Annotated in this window: 18 protein-coding genes; 5 read left to right on the forward strand and 13 right to left on the reverse strand. The window is 51.7% G+C overall.

Annotated elements, in window-relative coordinates; all coding sequences use genetic code 11:
- Nucleotides 1–127: 127 nt before the first annotated feature.
- The 4 genes from nagD to nagB all read right to left on the reverse strand — a co-directional run bounded on the left by nagD (nt 128) and on the right by nagB (nt 4,286).
- Entirely contained in the window at nt 128–880 is a 753-nt protein-coding gene (gene nagD, locus OGY67_RS18465) for a ribonucleotide monophosphatase NagD (protein WP_003022792.1), read from the reverse strand.
- A gap of 166 nt (nt 881–1,046) precedes the next feature.
- Nucleotides 1,047–2,267 carry a DNA-binding transcriptional regulator NagC gene (gene nagC, locus OGY67_RS18470; RefSeq protein ID WP_218659452.1) on the reverse strand — a complete coding sequence of 407 codons (1,221 nt, stop codon included), beginning with the start codon at nt 2,265–2,267 and terminating at the stop codon, nt 1,047–1,049.
- Nucleotides 2,268–2,275: 8 nt separating this feature from the next.
- A complete protein-coding gene (gene nagA / locus OGY67_RS18475) occupies nt 2,276–3,424 on the reverse strand; it encodes an N-acetylglucosamine-6-phosphate deacetylase (RefSeq protein ID WP_003831339.1) in 1,149 nt (382 codons plus the stop codon).
- 61 nt (nt 3,425–3,485) lie between these two features.
- Complete coding sequence (gene nagB / locus OGY67_RS18480; protein ID WP_003022803.1) at nt 3,486–4,286, reverse strand: glucosamine-6-phosphate deaminase; 801 nt, start codon at nt 4,284–4,286, stop codon at nt 3,486–3,488.
- Between the two features lie 342 nt (nt 4,287–4,628).
- Between nagB and nagE the strand changes: the two genes are divergently transcribed.
- The 4 genes from nagE (at nt 4,629) to OGY67_RS18500 (ending at nt 10,658) form a co-directional block, all read left to right on the forward strand.
- Nucleotides 4,629–6,578 carry a PTS N-acetyl glucosamine transporter subunit IIABC gene (gene nagE, locus OGY67_RS18485; RefSeq protein WP_003831342.1) on the forward strand — a complete coding sequence of 650 codons (1,950 nt, stop codon included), beginning with the start codon at nt 4,629–4,631 and terminating at the stop codon, nt 6,576–6,578.
- A gap of 187 nt (nt 6,579–6,765) precedes the next feature.
- Nucleotides 6,766–8,433 (forward strand): glutamine--tRNA ligase, encoded by a 1,668-nt coding sequence (glnS, locus tag OGY67_RS18490; RefSeq protein ID WP_048226099.1) that lies wholly within the window; start codon nt 6,766–6,768, stop codon nt 8,431–8,433.
- A gap of 436 nt (nt 8,434–8,869) precedes the next feature.
- The gene (chiP, locus tag OGY67_RS18495) at nt 8,870–10,276 is read left to right on the forward strand and encodes a chitoporin ChiP (RefSeq protein ID WP_286574352.1); all 1,407 of its coding nucleotides are present in this window, start codon (nt 8,870–8,872) and stop codon (nt 10,274–10,276) included.
- 49 nt (nt 10,277–10,325) lie between these two features.
- Nucleotides 10,326–10,658, forward strand: a complete 333-nt coding sequence (locus tag OGY67_RS18500; protein WP_008784106.1) for a ChiQ/YbfN family lipoprotein — start codon at nt 10,326–10,328, stop codon at nt 10,656–10,658.
- Nucleotides 10,659–10,708: 50 nt separating this feature from the next.
- On the opposite strand, the gene OGY67_RS18505 is transcribed toward OGY67_RS18500, so the two are convergent.
- The 9 genes from OGY67_RS18505 to ybfF all read right to left on the reverse strand — a co-directional run bounded on the left by OGY67_RS18505 (nt 10,709) and on the right by ybfF (nt 18,351).
- Complete coding sequence (locus OGY67_RS18505) at nt 10,709–12,004, reverse strand: MFS transporter (RefSeq protein WP_008784107.1); 1,296 nt, start codon at nt 12,002–12,004, stop codon at nt 10,709–10,711.
- A gap of 53 nt (nt 12,005–12,057) precedes the next feature.
- The gene (gene tcuB, locus OGY67_RS18510) at nt 12,058–13,197 is read right to left on the reverse strand and encodes a tricarballylate utilization 4Fe-4S protein TcuB (RefSeq protein ID WP_204557369.1); all 1,140 of its coding nucleotides are present in this window, start codon (nt 13,195–13,197) and stop codon (nt 12,058–12,060) included.
- Entirely contained in the window at nt 13,184–14,587 is a 1,404-nt protein-coding gene (tcuA, locus tag OGY67_RS18515) for an FAD-dependent tricarballylate dehydrogenase TcuA (RefSeq protein WP_204557370.1), read from the reverse strand. Before tcuA ends, tcuB begins: the two co-directional genes overlap by 14 nt.
- Before the next feature lie 97 nt (nt 14,588–14,684).
- The gene (tcuR, locus tag OGY67_RS18520; protein ID WP_286574353.1) at nt 14,685–15,611 is read right to left on the reverse strand and encodes a tricarballylate utilization LysR family transcriptional regulator TcuR; all 927 of its coding nucleotides are present in this window, start codon (nt 15,609–15,611) and stop codon (nt 14,685–14,687) included.
- 128 nt (nt 15,612–15,739) lie between these two features.
- Entirely contained in the window at nt 15,740–16,186 is a 447-nt protein-coding gene (fur, locus tag OGY67_RS18525; RefSeq protein ID WP_003022836.1) for a ferric iron uptake transcriptional regulator, read from the reverse strand.
- The gene (locus tag OGY67_RS18530; RefSeq protein ID WP_100247215.1) at nt 16,179–16,265 is read right to left on the reverse strand and encodes a ryhB-regulated fur leader peptide; all 87 of its coding nucleotides are present in this window, start codon (nt 16,263–16,265) and stop codon (nt 16,179–16,181) included. The genes fur and OGY67_RS18530 overlap by 8 nt, the downstream gene beginning before the upstream one ends.
- Before the next feature lie 210 nt (nt 16,266–16,475).
- Complete coding sequence (gene fldA / locus OGY67_RS18535; protein ID WP_003022839.1) at nt 16,476–17,006, reverse strand: flavodoxin FldA; 531 nt, start codon at nt 17,004–17,006, stop codon at nt 16,476–16,478.
- A gap of 155 nt (nt 17,007–17,161) precedes the next feature.
- The gene (gene ybfE, locus OGY67_RS18540) at nt 17,162–17,449 is read right to left on the reverse strand and encodes a LexA regulated protein (protein WP_125362508.1); all 288 of its coding nucleotides are present in this window, start codon (nt 17,447–17,449) and stop codon (nt 17,162–17,164) included.
- A gap of 128 nt (nt 17,450–17,577) precedes the next feature.
- Nucleotides 17,578–18,351 (reverse strand): esterase, encoded by a 774-nt coding sequence (gene ybfF, locus OGY67_RS18545; protein ID WP_048236466.1) that lies wholly within the window; start codon nt 18,349–18,351, stop codon nt 17,578–17,580.
- A gap of 194 nt (nt 18,352–18,545) precedes the next feature.
- Here ybfF and seqA point away from each other — a divergent pair, with 194 nt between their 5' ends.
- Nucleotides 18,546–19,088, forward strand: coding sequence for a replication initiation negative regulator SeqA (gene seqA / locus OGY67_RS18550; RefSeq protein WP_191226262.1), 543 nt, complete (start codon nt 18,546–18,548; stop codon nt 19,086–19,088).
- Nucleotides 19,089–19,092: the final 4 nt, after the last annotated feature.

The following is a 19,092-nucleotide window of genomic DNA, read 5'->3' on the forward strand; positions in this document are numbered from 1 at the left end:
GATTGATGAAAAAAGATTATGTAATGAACGCTATTATTGATGAATCAACAGTGAAGTGGTGATTTTATTGAATGGATGTATTTTTCAGGCCGGATAACTTGCAGATGTTGTTATCCGGCTAAAGAGATTAAATGACGTCTATTTCAGCAACGGACGGGTAAATCCAGCTTGGTCTGAACGGCATGTTGTCAATATCATCAAGCTTGGATACGCCAGACAGTACCAGGATAGTTTCCAGACCCGCCTGAAAACCTGCCAGAATATCGGTACGCAGGTTGTCACCAACGATAACGGTTTCTTCCGAGTGCGCCTGCATTTTGTTGAGAGCCGCGCGAATAATCCACGGGCTGGGTTTGCCGACATAAAACGGTTTACGACCTGAGATCTTCTCAATACCGGCACAGAGTGCTCCACAGGCGGGATAAAAGCCGCGACCGTGGGTATCCGGGTTAGTGGCGATAAAACGCGCGCCGTTGGCGACAAAATACGCCGCTTTATGCATCATGTCCCAGTTATAGGAACGTGTCTCGCCAACAATCACAAAATCGGGGTTCACGTCGGTAATGGTAAATCCAGCTTTATACAGTTCGTGTATTAACGCGCCTTCACCCACCACATAGGCCTTTTTTCCTTCCTGGCGACGAAGAAAATCAGCGGTAGCCATCGCGGAAGTATAAAAGACGCTATCAGGGACATTCACACCCGCGGTGGCGAAGCGGTTTGCCAGATCTTGCCCGGTCTGCGAAGGGTAGTTAGTCAGCAGGACTAACGGCAGGCCTTTTTCCAGGATCCCAGTCAGAAATTCTGCCGCACCCGGTACAGCAACATTGTCGTGCATCAGCACGCCGTCGATATCACAAATTACATTCTTAATGGCCATGGACAATCCGACATTAAAAAAAGAAGGCATTACTATACACAAAATACACTACATCATTCGAGTTGCATCAAGGCGGCAAGTCTGCGAACCCCTGGAGCTTACTGAAGTAAGTGACCGGGGTGAGCAGATGCAGCTAACGCAGAGGCAGCTCGAAGGATGACGTGTATTAGTTTTCCAGCAAACGTTGCAGCAGTGTACCGTTGAGCATTGCGCGCTTCACCAGCGCAAAGGCGCCAATGGCGGAGCGGTGATCCAGCGTGGACCGAACCACCGGTAAATTATGGCGAAACGCCTTTAACGCCTGCGTGTTGATACAGCTTTCTATCGCAGGCAGCAGCACCTTATCTGCCTCGGTAATTTCGCCCGCAATGACGATTTTTTGCGGGTTAAACAGGTTGATGGCAATGGCGATAGTTTTACCCAGATGGCGACCAACGTGCTCAATGACTTCTGATGCCAGATTATCGCCTTTATTCGCGGCCTTACAGATGGCTTTGATGCTGCAATCATCCAGCGTGAGTCGACTTGGATAACCCTGCTTCAGTAAGTTTTGCACGCGATGTTCAATAGAAGCATTGGCGGCAATGGTTTCCAGGCAGCCGAAATTACCGCAGTGACAGCGCTCACCCAGCGGCTCTACCTGAATATGACCAATCTCGCCGACGTTGCCATTGCGACCGATGAAAATTCGACCGTTGGAGATGATACCCGCGCCGGTTCCGCGGTGCACTCGCACCAAAATGGAGTCTTCGCAATCCTGGCTTGCCCCGAAATAGTGCTCAGCCAGCGCAAGGCTGCGAATATCATGACCAACAAAGCAGGTGACTTTGAAGCGTTTTTCGAGCGCTTCGACCAGTCCCCAGTTTTCGACCTGAATGTGTGGCATATAGCGGATGACGCCGCTTTCAGGATCGACAAGGCCTGGCAGGATGACAGAAATTGCGATCAGCTCACGGATTTTCCGCTGGCAGCTCTCAATAAAGATGGCAATGGTGTTGAGCAGCGCATATTCCAGCGTTTCCTGGGTGCGCTCCGGGAGGGGGTAATGCTCTTCGGCGACAACTTTACTGCTCATATCATAGAGCGTGAGCGTTGTGTCGTGGCGACCCAGTCGTACGCCAATGGCGTGGAAATTGCGGGTTTCTGTGACGATAGAGATAGCGCGGCGGCCCCCGGTGGAGGCCTGCTGATCGACTTCTTTGATCAGCCCGCGTTCGATCAACTGACGCGTAATTTTGGTTACGCTGGCGGGGGCAAGCTGGCTTTGCTCGGCAATTTGAATTCGCGAGATTGGCCCATGCTGGTCAATCAGGCGATAAACCGCCGCGCTGTTAAGCTGTTTTACGAGATCAACATTACCTATTTGAGCTTGTCCGCCTGGTGTCATTCTTTCTCTTACTCAGTAACGACCTCGTTGCCATTAACGATGGTCTTGATAATTTTAAAGTCGTGCGTGAACGCAGTCAGGTTGGCTACTTTGCCTGGCGCGATGCTGCCGAGTTGTTTGTCGACGCCGATGGCGCGAGCAGGGTAGAGCGTTGCCATGCGTAAGACTTCGTCGAGGGCGATATTTGCATGCTCGACCAGATTGCGTACGCCTTCAATCATGGTTAATGATGAACCGCTCAACGTGCCGTTCTCATCAACACACAGTCCATTGCGGTAGTATATTGTTTTACCAGCGAAAATGAACTGTTCAATGTTTGCACCTGCTGGCGCGGTCGCGTCAGTAACCAGGCACAGCTTGTCGCCTTTCAGGCGCTTAGCATTACGAATGTTAACGTAGTCAACGTGCAGGCCATCGGCGATGATACCGCAGTAGATATCGGCTTCATCCAAAATAGCGCCCGCCAGACCGGGTTCGCGGCCGGTAATGTACGGCATCGCGTTGAACAGGTGCGTTGCAAAGGTAATACCTGCACGGAATCCGATTTTTGCTTCTTTTACCGTTGCATTGGAATGACCCGCAGAAACCACGATACCCGCATTCACCAGTTTGGTGATGACCTCTACCGGGACCATTTCTGGTGCCAGTGTGACTTTGGTGATCACATCCGCATTATCGCACAGGAAATCAACCAGTGCAGCGTCCGGCTGACGGACAAATCCCGGATTATGGGTACCTTTTTTCACCAGGTTCAGCCACGGGCCTTCAAGATGAAGTCCTAATGCCTGATTCGGGTGTTTCGCCAGGTATTCACGCATCACGCGAACACCTTGTTTCATCAGGTCATCGCTGGTGGTGATAAGCGTTGGCAAATAGTTGGTGCAGCCAGATTTTTCATTGGCTTTTTGCATGATTTCCAGCGTTTCAACGGTTACGGCTTCTGCCGTATCGTTAAACTGCACGCCACCGCAGCCGTTCAGCTGTACATCAATAAAACCGGGGGAAACAATGGCCCCATTCAGTGAGCGCTGTTCAATCCCTGACGGTAATTCAGCCAGTGGGCAAACGCTGTCGATCAGGCCATTGGCGACAACAATCGCATGGTCATCAAGAATTTCGTGACCGGTAAAGATCCGGCCCTGGGTTAAAGCATACATTCCGACCCCCGATTTCAAAAAAATGCCGCCCTGCAACTTATCGACAGGGCGGAGACATCAATTACAGACCTTTAATATTTTCCGCTTCTAACTCGTTGAAGTATTTCAGCGTCTTCACTTTCAGTTCCATGGTGGAAGGCTCATCGCAGACCACAACGGCTTTTGGATGCAACTGCAGGCAGCTGATGGTCCACATGTGGTTAACGTTGCCTTCAACGGCGGCTTGCAGCGCCTGTGCTTTCTGGTGGCCCAGAACCAGGATCATCACTTCTTCAGCATCCAGCAGGGTGCCCACGCCAACGGTCAGCGCATATTTAGGCACCTGGCTTACGTCGCCGTCAAAGAAGCGTGAGTTAGCAACACGTGTGTCGTGAGTCAGCGTTTTGATGCGGGTACGGGAAGCCAAAGAGGAAGCTGGCTCGTTGAACGCGATGTGACCATCGTTGCCTACACCGCCCATAAACAGGTGGATTTTACCGTAAGAACGGATTTTTTCTTCATACTGACGGCATTCTGCATCAATATCCGGCGCGTTACCATTGAGGAGGTTGATGTTTTCTGCTGGAATATCAACGTGATCAAAGAAATTGCGGTGCATAAAGCTGTGGTAGCTTTCCGGATGCTCTTTCGGCAGGCCAACATATTCGTCCATGTTGAACGTAACAACATGCTTGAAGCTCACCTGGCCCGCTTTGTGCATTTCAACCAATGCTTTATAAGCTGTCAGCGGAGTACCGCCAGTCGGCAGGCCCAGAACGAACGGACGATCTGCCGTTGGTTTGAACGCGTTAATACGGTTAACGATATGGCGAGCAGCCCATTTGCCGACTTGTTCAGCGGTATTCAGGGGGATCAGTCTCATTCTTCACCTCAAAAGTAAAAGTAAGCAGTTGGCGGATTGAGTCTCTGTGCAGTAATAAGCGTAACCTGGTTTTGCATCGGTAAGGATCAATCCGTTTCGATTTTTTGAATGATAAAATAAGTTTTCGTAGTTAGCCAGTAAAAGGGAGGGTTAATAACGATATTTGGTGACTGGAATCACAAAAAACACGCGTTTAATTTGCGATACGAATTAATTTTTCACACACTCTGAATGTAGATGAATGGTTAATATCGTTGTTCCAGAATCTTGCTGTCAGGAATGGTCGCACAATAAAAATATGGCTTCAAAGAAGCCTAATCGGGGTCTCGTAGGGGGAATAAAATGAATATTTTAGGTTTTTTCCAGCGGCTGGGTAGGGCGTTACAGCTCCCCATCGCTGTGCTGCCAGTCGCGGCACTGCTGCTGCGATTCGGCCAACCAGATTTACTTAACGTACCCTTCATCGCGCAAGCGGGTGGGGCCATCTTTGATAACCTCGCGTTAATTTTTGCGATCGGTGTTGCTTCCAGCTGGTCAAAAGACAGCGCAGGTGCAGCAGCGCTGGCAGGTGCGGTCGGTTATTTCATATTGACCAAAGCAATGGTTACCATTAACCCTGCAATCAATATGGGTGTGCTGGCTGGTATCATCACCGGTCTGGTCGGCGGTGCCGTGTATAACCGCTGGTCTGGTATCAAACTGCCTGACTTCCTGAGCTTCTTTGGCGGCAAACGCTTTGTGCCGATCGCCACTGGCTTCTTCTGTCTGGTGCTGGCTGCTATCTTCGGTTACGTATGGCCGCCGGTACAGAATGCCATCCATGCGGGTGGTGAGTGGATCGTGGGCGCTGGTGCGCTGGGTTCCGGTATCTTTGGTTTCATCAACCGTCTGCTGATCCCAACCGGTCTGCATCAGGTGCTGAACACCATCGCCTGGTTCCAGATTGGCGAATTTACTAACGCTGCAGGTACCGTATTCCACGGTGACATCAACCGCTTCTACGCGGGTGACGGCACTGCGGGTATGTTCATGTCTGGCTTCTTCCCAATCATGATGTTTGGTCTGCCGGGTGCGGCGCTGGCGATGTACTTCGCGGCTCCGAAAGCACGTCGTCCGATGGTTGGCGGTATGCTGCTGTCCGTTGCGATCACCGCGTTCCTGACCGGTGTTACCGAGCCGCTGGAATTCCTGTTCATGTTCCTGGCTCCACTGCTGTACCTCCTGCACGCACTGTTAACGGGTATCAGCCTGTTCGTTGCAACACTGCTGGGGATCCACGCAGGCTTCTCCTTCTCCGCAGGTGCTATCGACTACGTGTTGATGTACAACCTGCCGGCAGCAAGCCAGAACGTCTGGATGCTGGTGGTGATGGGGCTGGTGTTCTTCGTTATCTACTTTGTGCTGTTCAGCGCGGTTATTCGTATGTTTAACCTGAAAACGCCGGGCCGCGAAGATAAAGAAGACGATATCGTTACTGAAGAAGCCAACAGCAACACTGAAGAAGGTTTGGCTCAACTGGCAACCAACTACATTGCAGCGGTTGGCGGTACTGATAACCTGAAAGCGATTGATGCCTGTATCACTCGTCTGCGTCTGACCGTTGCCGACTCCGGCCGCGTAAACGATGCGATGTGTAAGCGTTTAGGTGCATCTGGAGTAGTTAAGCTGAACAAGCAAACTATCCAGGTCATCGTGGGTGCGAAAGCCGAATCCATAGGCGACGAAATGAAGAAAGTTGTCGCGCGTGGTCCGGTGGCAGCAGCATCTGGTGAAAGTGCGCCAGCAGCAGCGGCCCCAGTAGCAAAACCGCAGGCTGTAGCGAATGCAGTCACCGTTGAAGCGCTGGTTTCTCCGATTACTGGTGACGTAGTTGCGCTGGAACAGGTTCCTGATGAAGCCTTCGCCAGCAAAGCAGTAGGCGACGGCGTGGCAGTGAAACCAACGGATAAAATCGTGGTTGCTCCGGCTGCGGGCACCATCGTGAAAATCTTCAACACTAACCATGCTTTCTGCCTGGAAACTGTTAAAGGCGCGGAAATCGTGGTCCATATGGGCATCGATACCGTAGCGCTGGAAGGCAAAGGCTTTAAGCGTCTGGTTGAAGAAGGTGCGGAAGTTACTGCAGGCCAACCGATTCTGGAAATGGATCTGGAGTTCCTGAACGCCAACGCACGTTCGATGATAAGCCCGGTTGTGTGCAGCAACAGCGATGATTTCGGCGCTCTGGTTATTAAAGCCGAAGGTCATGTGGTTGCCGGTCAAACACCACTGTATGAGATTAAAGGTAAATAACTGCTCCTGAGTAAAGTGAGTTAAGTGCCTTAAGCGGCGGGGGATATTCCTCCGCCGCTTTTTTTTGCAGCAAATGCCCTCATATATCCTGTTGAAACACCTTTTTTGTGCAACTAATAGTTGTCTCCTGACGTCGCTTATAAGATCATACTCCGTTATACGTTGTTTACGTTTTGAGGAATCCACGATGAGTGAGGCTGAAGCCCGCCCGAGTAACTTTATTCGTCAGATCATCGATGAAGATCTGGCCAGTGGTAAGCACACCACTATCCATACCCGTTTTCCGCCGGAGCCAAATGGCTATCTGCACATTGGCCACGCGAAATCCATTTGTCTGAACTTTGGCATTGCGCAAGATTACCAGGGCCAGTGCAACCTGCGTTTTGATGATACGAACCCGGTTAAAGAAGATATCGAGTACGTTGAGTCGATTAAAAACGACGTTGAATGGTTAGGTTTCCACTGGACTGGCGATATTCGCTACTCTTCGGATTACTTCGATCAGCTTCACGCCTATGCGGTAGAGCTTATTAATAAAGGCCTGGCGTACGTTGACGAACTGTCAGCGGACGAAATCCGCGAATACCGCGGCACGCTGACTCAGCCTGGCAAAAATAGCCCGTACCGCGATCGTAGCGTCGAAGAGAACCTGGCGCTGTTCGAAAAAATGCGTGCCGGTGGTTTTGAAGAAGGCAAAGCGTGCCTGCGTGCGAAAATCGACATGGCGTCGCCGTTTATCGTGATGCGCGATCCGGTGTTGTACCGCATTAAGTTCGCCGAACACCACCAGACCGGCAACAAGTGGTGTATCTACCCGATGTACGACTTTACCCACTGCATCAGCGATGCGCTGGAAGGCATTACGCATTCCCTGTGTACGCTGGAGTTCCAGGATAACCGTCGTCTGTACGACTGGGTGCTGGACAACATCACCATTCCGGTTCATCCGCGTCAGTACGAATTCTCGCGCCTGAATCTGGAATATACCGTGATGTCCAAGCGTAAGCTGAATCTGCTGGTGACCGACAAGCACGTTGAAGGCTGGGACGATCCGCGTATGCCGACGATTTCTGGCCTGCGTCGTCGCGGTTACACCGCTGCCGCGATCCGTGAGTTCTGCAAACGCATTGGCGTGACCAAGCAAGACAACACCATTGAGATCGCTTCTCTGGAATCCTGTATCCGCGAAGATCTGAACGAAAATGCCCCGCGCGCGATGGCGGTTATCGATCCGGTTAAACTGGTTATCGAAAACTATCCGCAGGGCGAAAGCGAATTGGTCACCATGCCTAACCATCCGAACAAACCGGAAATGGGCAGCCGCGAAGTGCCATTTAGCGGTGAAATTTGGATCGATCGCGCAGACTTCCGTGAAGAAGCGAACAAGCAGTACAAGCGTCTGGTGATGGGCAAAGAAGTACGTCTGCGTAATGCTTATGTGATCAAGGCCGAACGTGTTGAGAAAGATGCGGAAGGGAATATCACCACCATTTTCTGCACCTACGATGCCGACACCCTGAGCAAAGACCCGGCCGATGGTCGTAAAGTCAAAGGCGTTATTCACTGGGTGAGCGCATCCCATGCGCTGCCGATTGAAATTCGCTTGTACGATCGTCTGTTTAGCGTGCCAAATCCAGGCGCGGCGGAAGACTTCCTGTCCGTTATTAACCCGGAATCGCTGGTCATTAAGCAGGGTTACGGTGAGCCGTCGCTGAAGGCAGCGGTTGCAGGTAAAGCGTTCCAGTTTGAGCGTGAAGGTTACTTCTGCCTGGACAGTCGTTATGCAACGGCTGACAAGCTGGTGTTTAACCGTACCGTTGGTCTACGTGACACGTGGGCTAAAGCGGGCGAATAAGCCGCAACACATCCTCTCTAAACGCCGCTTCATGCGGCGTTTTTTTTCGCAAAAAAACCGTGTTCCAGGCTCCGTTTGCGGAGCGAATTAATTACATGTCCGTAATAATGGACTGGGCGAATGTTTTTACGTTTAAATAACTTACCTCAATATGAAATGGGCTGAAACCGATTTCATCTCCATGGAAAACAAGCGATTTTTTCATTTCTTCAACGCTTTTTTATCTTCCGATGAAAATGTAACAGAAAGCAATCAAATATGTGCGGTTGCTCATACTATTACATACTCGTTACAGAAAGAGATTGATAATTCGCGTCGCGAAAAATAGTCTATTCATTGTAGTCACTGAGGTTTTCTTAGCGCTACTTTTTTATTTTTTGTTTTTTCGCTGTCCGCTTTTGTCGGCAGCATTTTATACGTCAAAGAGGATTAACATATGCGTACGTTTAGTGGCAAACGTAGTACGCTGGCGCTGGCTATCGCCGGTATTACAGCAATGTCGGGTTTTGTTGTCGCTTCGCAGGTACACGCCGAAGGATTTATTGATGACTCAACCTTAACCGGCGGCATCTATTACTGGCAGCGTGAGCGTGACCGTAAAGATGTGACCGATCATGACAAATATAAAACCAACCTTTCTCACTCCACCTGGAACGCTAACCTCGACTTCCAGTCCGGTTACGCGGCCGATATGTTTGGTATTGATATCGCGGCATTTACCGCTATTGAAATGAACGAAAGTAGCGAAAGCGGCCATCCAAACGAAATCGCATTCTCTTCCAAAAATAAAGGCTATGACGAGGATTACTCCGGCGATAAGAGCGGGATTAGCCTTTATAAAGCAGCAGCTAAATTTAAATACGGCCCAACCTGGGCGCGCGCCGGTTACATTCAACCAACCGGGCAGACTCTGCTGGCACCGCATTGGAGCTTTATGCCAGGTACCTATCAGGGAGCTGAAGCCGGTGCCAACTTCGATTACGGTGATGCTGGCGCACTGAGCTTCTCCTATATGTGGGCTAACGAATATAAAGCACCGTGGCACACCGAAGTCGATAAATTCTATCAGGCTGATAAAAAGACCAGTGTTGATTACCTGCACTCAATTGGCGCGAAATATGACTTCAAAAATAACCTGTTGCTGGAAGCGGCATTTGGTCAGTCTGAAGGTTATGTCGATCAGTACTTCGCAAAAGCCAGCTACAAATTCGATTTAGGCGGTAACCCATTTACCACCAGCTACCAGTTCTACGGTGCACGCGACAAGGTTGATGATCGTACCGTGAACGATATTTATGATGGCACTGCCTGGTTGCAGGCGTTGACCTTTGGCTACAAAGTGGCAGAAGTCGTTGACCTTCGTCTGGAAGGGACCTGGGTTAAAGCGGACGGCCAGCAGGGTTACTTCCTGCAGCGTATGACCCCAACCTACGCCTCTTCAAACGGTCGTCTGGATGTCTGGTGGGATAACCGTTCTGACTTCAACGCCAACGGTGAAAAGGCAGTCTTCTTCGGCGCAATGTATGACCTGAAGAACTGGAATCTGCCGGGCTGGGCGGTAGGTGCATCCTACGTTTACGCATGGGATGCTAAGCCATCAACCTGGCAGCTCAACCCGGATGCGTACTACGACAAAAACCGGACTATCGAAGAATCTTCTTACAGCCTGGATGCGGTCTACACCCTGCAGGAAGGTCGTGCGAAGGGCACCATGTTTAAGCTGCACTTCACTCAGTACGACAACCATTCAGACATTCCGAGCTGGGGCGGTGGCTACGGCAACATGTTCCAGGATGAGCGCGACGTGAAGTTCATCGTTATTGCTCCGTTCACCATCTTCTAATGCCAACAGCGGCAGGCCGGGTGCCTGCCGCATCGTTGAGGAAAGTGCTATGAAAAAACTGATACTCATCGCCGTTATGGCATCAGGGCTGGTGGCGTGTGCGCAATCTCCTGCGCCGAAAGAGGACAGCCGTCTGAAAGAAGCCTACAGCGCGTGTATTAATACCGCGCAGGGATCGCCGGAGAAAATTGAAGCCTGCCAAAGCGTGTTGAATGTGCTGAAGAAAGAAAAACAGCACCAACAGTTTGCCAATGAAGAAAGCGTACGCGTGCTGGATTATCAGCAGTGTATCCAGGCCACGCGCACGGGTAACGGTCAGTCCGTCAATGCTGATTGTGACAAGGTCTGGCAGGAAATACGCAGTAAGAATACTGCGCAGTAAATCGAAAAATGAAAATACAACGGGCGGAGAATTCTCCGCCCGTTTGCATGTCAGAGTTTCTGTTCGGCCGGTTGATAATGACGACTCAGGCGGACAAACAACATTGCCGTGGCGGCGAGTCCGCAAAGTGCCGCGCACATCAGCCACCATCCCGGCGAGCTTTTATCTCCGGTTAGCTGGACCAGCGCCGTGGATATGACGGGTGTCAGACCGCCAAAAATCGCCGTAGCCAGACTGAAGGCCAGTGAAAAACCCACCGTACGGACATAGACAGGCATCACCTCGGTGAGTGCCGCGACCATTGCCCCATTGTACATACCAAAAAAGAACGAGAACCAAAGCAGAACCAACGTCATGCGCATAAAATCTGGCGCGGCGGTGAGCCAGTGCATGACCGGCCAGGTGGTGAGCAGTGCGAGTACGGTAATCCCCATCAACACCGGGCGGCGACCAATTCGGTCAGAAATCGCTCCGCCAATCGGCAGCCAGATAAAGTTAGAAATACCGACCAGCATGGTGACGACCAGGCTATCGCGCGCGCTCAGGTGGAGTACAGCCCTGCCATAGGTCGGGGTATAGACGGTAATAAAGTAAAACGTCGTTGTGGTCATCGCCACCAGCAGTGTACCCGCTGAGATCAGACGCCAGTTTTTGATGATAGTGGTGAAAATTTCCCTGGTGTCGGGACGGTGTGTACGTTGTAAAAATGCGTCCGTTTCCTGAAGCGAGCGGCGCAGGACGAAGATCAACGGAATAATCATACAACCAATAAAGAACGGAATGCGCCAGCCCCATTCAGAGATTTCATCGTGCCCCAGCGTGGCATTCAGGCCGTAGCCAATCAGCGCTGCCACCACAATGGCAACCTGTTGGCTGGCAGACTGCCAGCTGGTGTAGAAACCTTTATTGCCAGGCGTGGCGATTTCAGAAAGATAAACCGAAACGCCGCCCAACTCTACGCCCGCAGAGAAGCCCTGCAATAATCGACCGACTAATACCAGCACAGGAGCCAGCAGGCCAATACTTTGATAACCGGGAACCAGAGCAATCAACAGGGTCCCGCAGCCCATGATCGCCAGCGTCACCATCAGTCCTTTGCGGCGACCAATTCTGTCGATGTAAGCACCCAGCACGATTGCGCCAACGGGCCGCATTAAAAATCCCGAACCGAAAACCGCAAAGGTCAACATGAGCCCGGCAAACTCACTCTCCGCGGGGAAGAAAGTCTTTGCGATATAGGTGGCGTAAAACCCGAACAGAAAAAAGTCGAACTGTTCGAGAAAATTACCGCTGGTTACCCGCAGTATTGCGCCGAAAGTTCCGGTGCGCGATGGTTGTTGTGTCATTGGGTTTGCTCCACTGTCTTATCATAGTATTTATAGAGGTAAGAGTTTGCGGGTTAGTCGCCTGAGACTCCCGCCTGTTTGCCGCGCCGTTTCTCAATCGCCCACTTGAGTAAGGCTGCGCAGCGGTAAAATCCGTGGGCAAATTTTCCGTAAGGAATGGTCAGAAAAAGCGCCATGACCACGCCGAGATGAATGGCCAGTAAAATAGCCATCAATGAGGTATCTCTTCCCGCCAGCAGCGCCAGACCGGTCAGACTGGTCAGCAGCAGCAGCAAAATAAAACCGCGATCCATCGGTTTTTGCCGGGCGTCGCCGTGTAGCGGTGAGCGCCTGAGATTAAGCCATAGCAAGCCAGCCGGACCGACAACCAGGCCAATGCCACCCAACGTGCCCAGCATGACCGGAACGCTGAAGAACGGGTAGGGTGCTTCTATGCCTGCAAAGTAGTGATAGCCCGTTGCCACCACGGTGGCGGCAAAGCAGAGCATAAAACCGTAGAAGGTAAAGTGGTGGAAACGGCGGCGCATCAGGGTGAAGGCATCATCCGCTTCGTTACAACCTTTGCCGTGGCCACCATCGAGATATTTCAGCGTCAGCGCATCGTGTGAGGCTTCAGCGATCTCGGCGGAACGCGGCATACCCGGAGAGATCTCGCGCCAGAAGCGGATCACGCCCGCCATCAGCAAACCGATCGCCAGAATAAACACCGAACCAAACATCCAGGCCAGCAGGTTATGCGGGAAAATTTGATAGAAATCCCCGGCCAGTGGAGGATGGAATAATGAACCTTTCAAACCTATAGCGAGGAGTAAAAACAGGATCAGACCGAAAACCAGCGCCAGCGTCACGGTTACGCCTGCGCGACGATATAGCGTGCCAAAGGCGGCGGGTTGCGCGTAATGCTGATAGGTTTCGAGCCGGACTTCCGCCATCGCTTTCGGCACGTTGATGGCAAATTCATGAGGCGGGGCATACTGACACGCGTGCAGGCAAGCGCCGCAGTTATGGCACAAGTTTGCCAGATAATTGATATCCGCTTTACTGAATTCCAGACGCTGAGTCATGGCCGGGAACACGGCGCAAAAGCCTTCGCAATAGCGGCAGGCGTTACACACCTGCATCACGCGTTCAACTTCAGCTTCCGGTTCGGTGATAATTTGCGCTTCGATGATCAGTTTCTCAAGCTGCTTCATGACGTGTCTCCTTACGTGCAGCCAGCGCGGCTTCTTTTCCGGCAATGCGGCCAAAGGTCGTGCCGATCGACATCCCCACGCCTGCGGTGTAACCCTTGCCCAGCACGTTACCCGCCATCATCTCTCCGGCGACGAACAGGTTACGGCTTGGAAGCCCTGCAAAATGCACAGCGGCGCGTTCGTTCACTTTTAACCCAAGATAAGTGAAGGTGATTCCTGGCCGCAGGGCGTAGCCGTAGTAAGGCGGTTGATCCAGCGGTCGCGCCCAATGCGTTTTCTCGGGTAGCAAATCTTTAGTGGCGCAGTTATCCAGAACGGTATGGTCGAACTGACCTGGCTGGCAGGCGTTGTTGTACTCTGTCACGGTGTGGGTAAAGCGTTCGGCATCCAGTCCTAACTGAAAGGCCAGTTCAGCCAGCGTATTGGCCTGCGTGCCAGGAAAGACCGGAGGCATGAAGTGTCCGATAGCTTTACTGTCGATGATGGAGTAGCCAATCTGTCCTGGCTGTTGAGCGACCAGACGTCCCCAGATGGCGTAGCGTTTGGGCCAGAAATCTTCACCTTCATCATAAAAACGCTCAGCGTCCCGGTTCACCACAATACCGAGCGAAACGCAGTCCACGCGGGTGCAAATCCCGCCGTCATATAATGGCGCTCTGGCATCAATTGCCACACAGTGTGACTGGGAGGGATCGCCGATAATGTCTGCGCCAGCATCCATCATAAATTTGAGCAGTACGCCCTGATTAAAACGCGTGCCGCGAATCAGGAAGTTATCCGCTGGCCACTCGCCGCGCTCGTTCTCTCCCCAGGCTTCTCGCAGCCACTCCCGGTTAGATTCGAATCCGCCAGCGGCAAGCACGCAGGATTTCGCTGTGATACGCTCGTTGCCTGACAGCGCCGCCACGAACTCGCCGTTGTGCAGTTCAAGCGCCTGAACGGGGGTGTTATAGCGAATTTGAACGCCCAGCTTTTCTGCGCTGCGATAATAGGCATTCACCAGGGCCTTTCCACCGCCCATAAAAAAGGCGTTGGTTCGCGCCACGTGCAAAGCGCCGGAGAGAGGAGGTTGAAAGTTAACGCCGTGCTGACGCATCCAGTCACGGCATTGTGAAGAGGTACGGATCACCAGACGCGCCAGCGCTTCGTTGGTATTCCCTTCCGTGACGCGCCACAGATCCTGCCAGAATTCTTCTTCAGGATAGCTTTCCACCAGCACATCCTGCGGCGCGTCATGCATACAACGTAAATTACGTGTGTGTTGGGAGTTTCCTCCGCGCCATTCACGGGGAGCCGCTTCGAGCAGGAGTACCGAAGCTCCTTGCTCGCGGGCAGACAAGGCAGCGCATAACGCGGCATTGCCACCACCAATCACCAGAACATCAACCATCGTATACTCCATTACCATTTAACAATTTGTTAAATTTGTAATTGAAATGTATACGCACGGCTTGTGCGGGCGCTATGACGTAGTGCTAAACGGTACTTTAGTTATTGTAAAGGATGGCGCCAGGCCAGCTTCCTGCTTCCACCAGTTGATGCATCACTTTCGTCAGCACCACGCGGGCCGCGAGGCCTGCCGGGGTGAGTTCATCGTCTGAGAGACTCACCAGAAAGTTGGGGCGGCTAAGTATTGGATTGTGGACGCCGATCACTCTTAGCGTCTCTTTATCGAGATGGGAAATTGCCGCGCCGGGCTGGAGAGTGGCACCAATGCCACTGCGCACGGCGCGCATGAGTAGCGCCAGACCATCAATTTCCGTGGCGATCTCAATGTTCAGCGCGTGTTCCTGACAAATCGCTTCCAGCCTGCCGCGCAGACCGTGGCCCGGGCTTGGCATTATCAATGGGATACTTGCCAACTGGGCTGGAGCAATATTGTCATCGGCAATATCAGCCAGTAAGGCATGAGTCCCAATCAAAAACAGCCGCTCTTCGAGAATCGGTATGGCGCTCCAGCGCAGGATCTTTTCTTTCTGAAACACGACAGCCAGATCAATCTGGCGGGTATTAATCATCCGCTCCAGATTGCCAGAGAGGCTTTCCACCACATGCAGACAGACATCACTGTAGCTTTCCCGCATGGCGTTGATAAACGGCATTCCGAGAACGGAAGCGGTACTGGGAGCCATGCCGACGCTGACGTGCCCGGAAAGCCGGGACTCGCGTGCGGCGAGGATCGCGTCGTCTGCGTGACGAAGCGCCAGCTGCGCCTGGGAGTAAAAAGCCAGCCCGGCGCTGGTGGGTGTCACACCGCGCGAGGTGCGCTGCAGCAGGCGAATAGCGAGTTCGCTTTCCAGACGCGACATTTGCTGGCTGAGTGCCGAAACCCCGATATTGAGATCGAGTGCCGCGCTACCCATGCTGCCGGTTTCTACAATGCGCACAAAATAGCGTAGCTGGCGAAGTTCCATTTCGACTCTCCGGAAGGGGCAATTGATTTTTACATTAAAGCAACACAGGAGCGGAGGGAAGGGGAAAAGGGCAGGTAATGCCCATAAAAAAAGCCAACCGGAAGGTTGGCTTTTCAAAAAGCATTACATTATTTGCCGTCGTGGGCATGCTCATCTTCGCGGCAATCGCCTTCAGCGCAGTGGCCGTAGAGATAGAGACTATGGTTGGTTAAACGAATACCATGTTTAGCCGCGATCTCACGCTGGCGCGCTTCGATGGAATCATCGCTGAACTCGACTACTTTGCCGCAGTCGAGACAGATGAGGTGATCGTGATGATGCTGTTGAGTCAGCTCGAAGACGGATTTACCACCTTCAAAATTATGGCGGGTCACGATACCGGCATCATCAAACTGGTTCAGCACACGATACACGGTCGCCAGACCAATTTCTTCACCCATATCGATCAGGCGTTTGTATAAATCTTCCGCACTGACGTGATGGTTATCCGGTTCCTGAAGAACTTCCAGAATTTTTAAACGAGGAAGCGTTACTTTCAGGCCAGCCTTCTTTAATGCGGTATTGTTGTCAGTCATGCGGAATCTGTCCTGTAGCTAAACGATTCACTTCATTAACAGAAGTGACAGAAATTGCACTTGAGATAATGCGTATCATTATAGAACTGCCATGGCTAAATGAAAACTGCAAGTCTCTGGCATATATTGTTAATCAAAACGTGGTATCGCCGACAAACACACTGTGCAACACCCGATTGGCATCCAGCCATTGTACAGGGTCAGACGAAAAAGTTACAAATTTGTAGCAATTATTTTGATTGGTTTTATCTATTGATGCGGCGCAGATGGAAATCTACGCCGCACGAAATCAGGCATTAATGATTTCGTCGAGGTGCAGCTCTTCAGAGATCTGCTTAACCCATTTTTCTACGCGTTCTGCTGTCAGTTCTGGCTGGCGATCTTCATCGATAGCCAGACCGACAAAGTGGTCGTCGTCAGCCAGGCCTTTAGACGCTTCAAAGTGATAACCCGCCGTCGGCCAGTGACCAACGATGGTTGCGCCGCGCGGTTCGATGATGTCGCGAATGGTCCCTAACGCATCGCAGAAATATTCTGCGTAATCTTCCTGGTCGCCGCAGCCGAACAATGCAACCAGTTTGCCATTAAAATCAATGTCTTCGAGGGTAGGGAAGAAGTCGTCCCAGTCACACTGAGCTTCACCGTAGTACCAGGTTGGGATGCCGAGCAGCAGAATGTCATAACCTTCGAGGTCTTCTTTGCTGCTTTTTGCAATGTCATGAACATCGGCAACGTCTTTACCAAGCTGTTTTTGAATCATTTTTGCGATGTTTTCGGTATTACCGGTGTCGCTGCCGAAAAAGATGCCAGTGATTGCCATGAGTAAAATAACCTCTTGAAACTTATTGAAATGGTGGTGGCGCATTGCCCACGGATAAGGGCAATCATAGCAGAACAGTCAGGCATGCGGAAACAGCAAACACGCAGGACTGCACTCTGTGCTACACGATTTATGATTTAGAGCAGAAATTCAGACTATGCCTGACCGCGCAATGTGCTGAGTTGGGTCATCAGCATCTCTTCGATGAGTTCACTGCGACTCATGTTGCGCGCCTCAGCCAGCTCGTTCAGAACGTCAACGGCATCAGCGTTCAGTTTCAGTTCGACACGCTTAAGCCCGCGAACTTTGTCACGCTTAAGCTGATTACGTTTATTAATACGTAACTGTTCATCACGCGAGAGCGGATTAGTTTTGGGTCGTCCCGGGCGACGCTCCTGCGCGAACAGATCTAATGTCGTACGGTCCGTTTGTTCTTTGGCCATGATCTTGGTGACTTCGGGGAAACAATCAGCCAGGCGTTTGCCCGGATGGATAGCGCGCCATAATACATCAGCAGGGGTGACACGCCAACGCCCACGCGCGTAATCGCGCGCAGACGCTGAGTTTTTAATCAGTTAGCCTGTTCGTTCAGATAACGACGGATGGCGCGCAGCACCGCCTCCGGTTTTTCCGCATGCACCCAATGACCGGCTCCTGCAATAACATGCGCCCGAGCCTGTGGGAATTGCGCCAGCAGTTGTTCGCGATACGCTTCGGTAACATACGGTGAGTTGCCGCCAGGGATAAACAGCGCCGGGTGCTCCCACGCAGGAATGGTTTCCCAACCGACGATATGAGGATACTGATCCCACAGCACGGGAACGTTAAAACGCCATTCGCCGTCGACGAAAGATTTCAGCAGAAACTGGATTACGCCTTCCTCATGCAGATGTTGACGCATGACGCTGGCCGCCTGCTGACGCGAAGTGGCCTGGGCATCGGTTACGGCATTAATAGCGGTAAAGATCGCATCGTGACGGCGAACATGATAGTCGACCGGAGCAATATCAATGGCCACCAGTCGATCGATACGATCAGGAGCCAGTGCGGTTAACGCCATGACGGCTTTCCCCCCCATCGAGTGACCAATAAAGGTCGCCTTTTCTATTTGCTGAGCGTCCAGCGTATCCAGCAAATCTTGCGCCATGGCCGGATAATTCATCTCAGGGGAGCGAGGGGAGAGGCCATGATTTCGCATATCAACCTGGATGATATCGTGATCGACCACCAGATCGCGCGCCAGGATCCCCAGGTTATCCAGACTGCCAAACAGGCCGTGAACCAGGACGATGGGAGAATTATTGTGCAGGTTTTGCGCAGATTGCGCTCGGATATTCAATTTCATGGCAAAGTTCTTTTTTTCACACTCACGGGTTAGGGTATCATGTTGACCATTCTGCCACATGGCTGCAACAACTACGGTTACTCTGAGTTTTGCTGGCCACCAGGCTTGACGCTATCCGCTGTTGGGATTTGCCTTTACACTACGTGTGTTTACCCCGACAACTTGTATTCAGCTAAACACTGCACTGGATTAAGATGAAAACGATTGAAGTTGATGATGAACTCTATAGCTATATTGCCAGCCACACCAAGCATATTGGCGAGAGCGCATCCGACATTTTACGGCGTATGTTGAAATTTTCCGCCGCATCACAGCCTGTCACTCCGGTAGTCAAAGAAGTCCGCGCTGTGCAACCTGTCGTGGAAGCTAAGCCGGTTAACCCCGTAAAAGATAAAGTGCGCGCGATGCGTGAACTGCTGCTGTCCGACGAATACGCGGAACAGAAGAAAGCAGTAAATCGCTTTATGCTGGTGCTGTCTACACTCTATTCACTGGATCAAAACGCGTTCGCCGAAGCATCGGAATCGTTGCATGGCCGTACGCGCGTTTATTTTGCAGCGGATGAACAGACGCTGCTGAAAAATGGTAATCAAACCAAACCGAAACACGTGCCAGGCACGCCGTACTGGGTGATCACCAACACCAATACCGGCCGTAAATGCAGCATGGTTGAACACATCATGCAGTCAATGCAATTCCCTGCGGAATTGATTGAAAAGGTTTGCGGAACAATTTAATCCT

This window comes from Citrobacter sp. Cpo015 (assembly GCF_030333035.1).
Lineage (GTDB): Bacteria > Pseudomonadota > Gammaproteobacteria > Enterobacterales > Enterobacteriaceae > Citrobacter > Citrobacter portucalensis.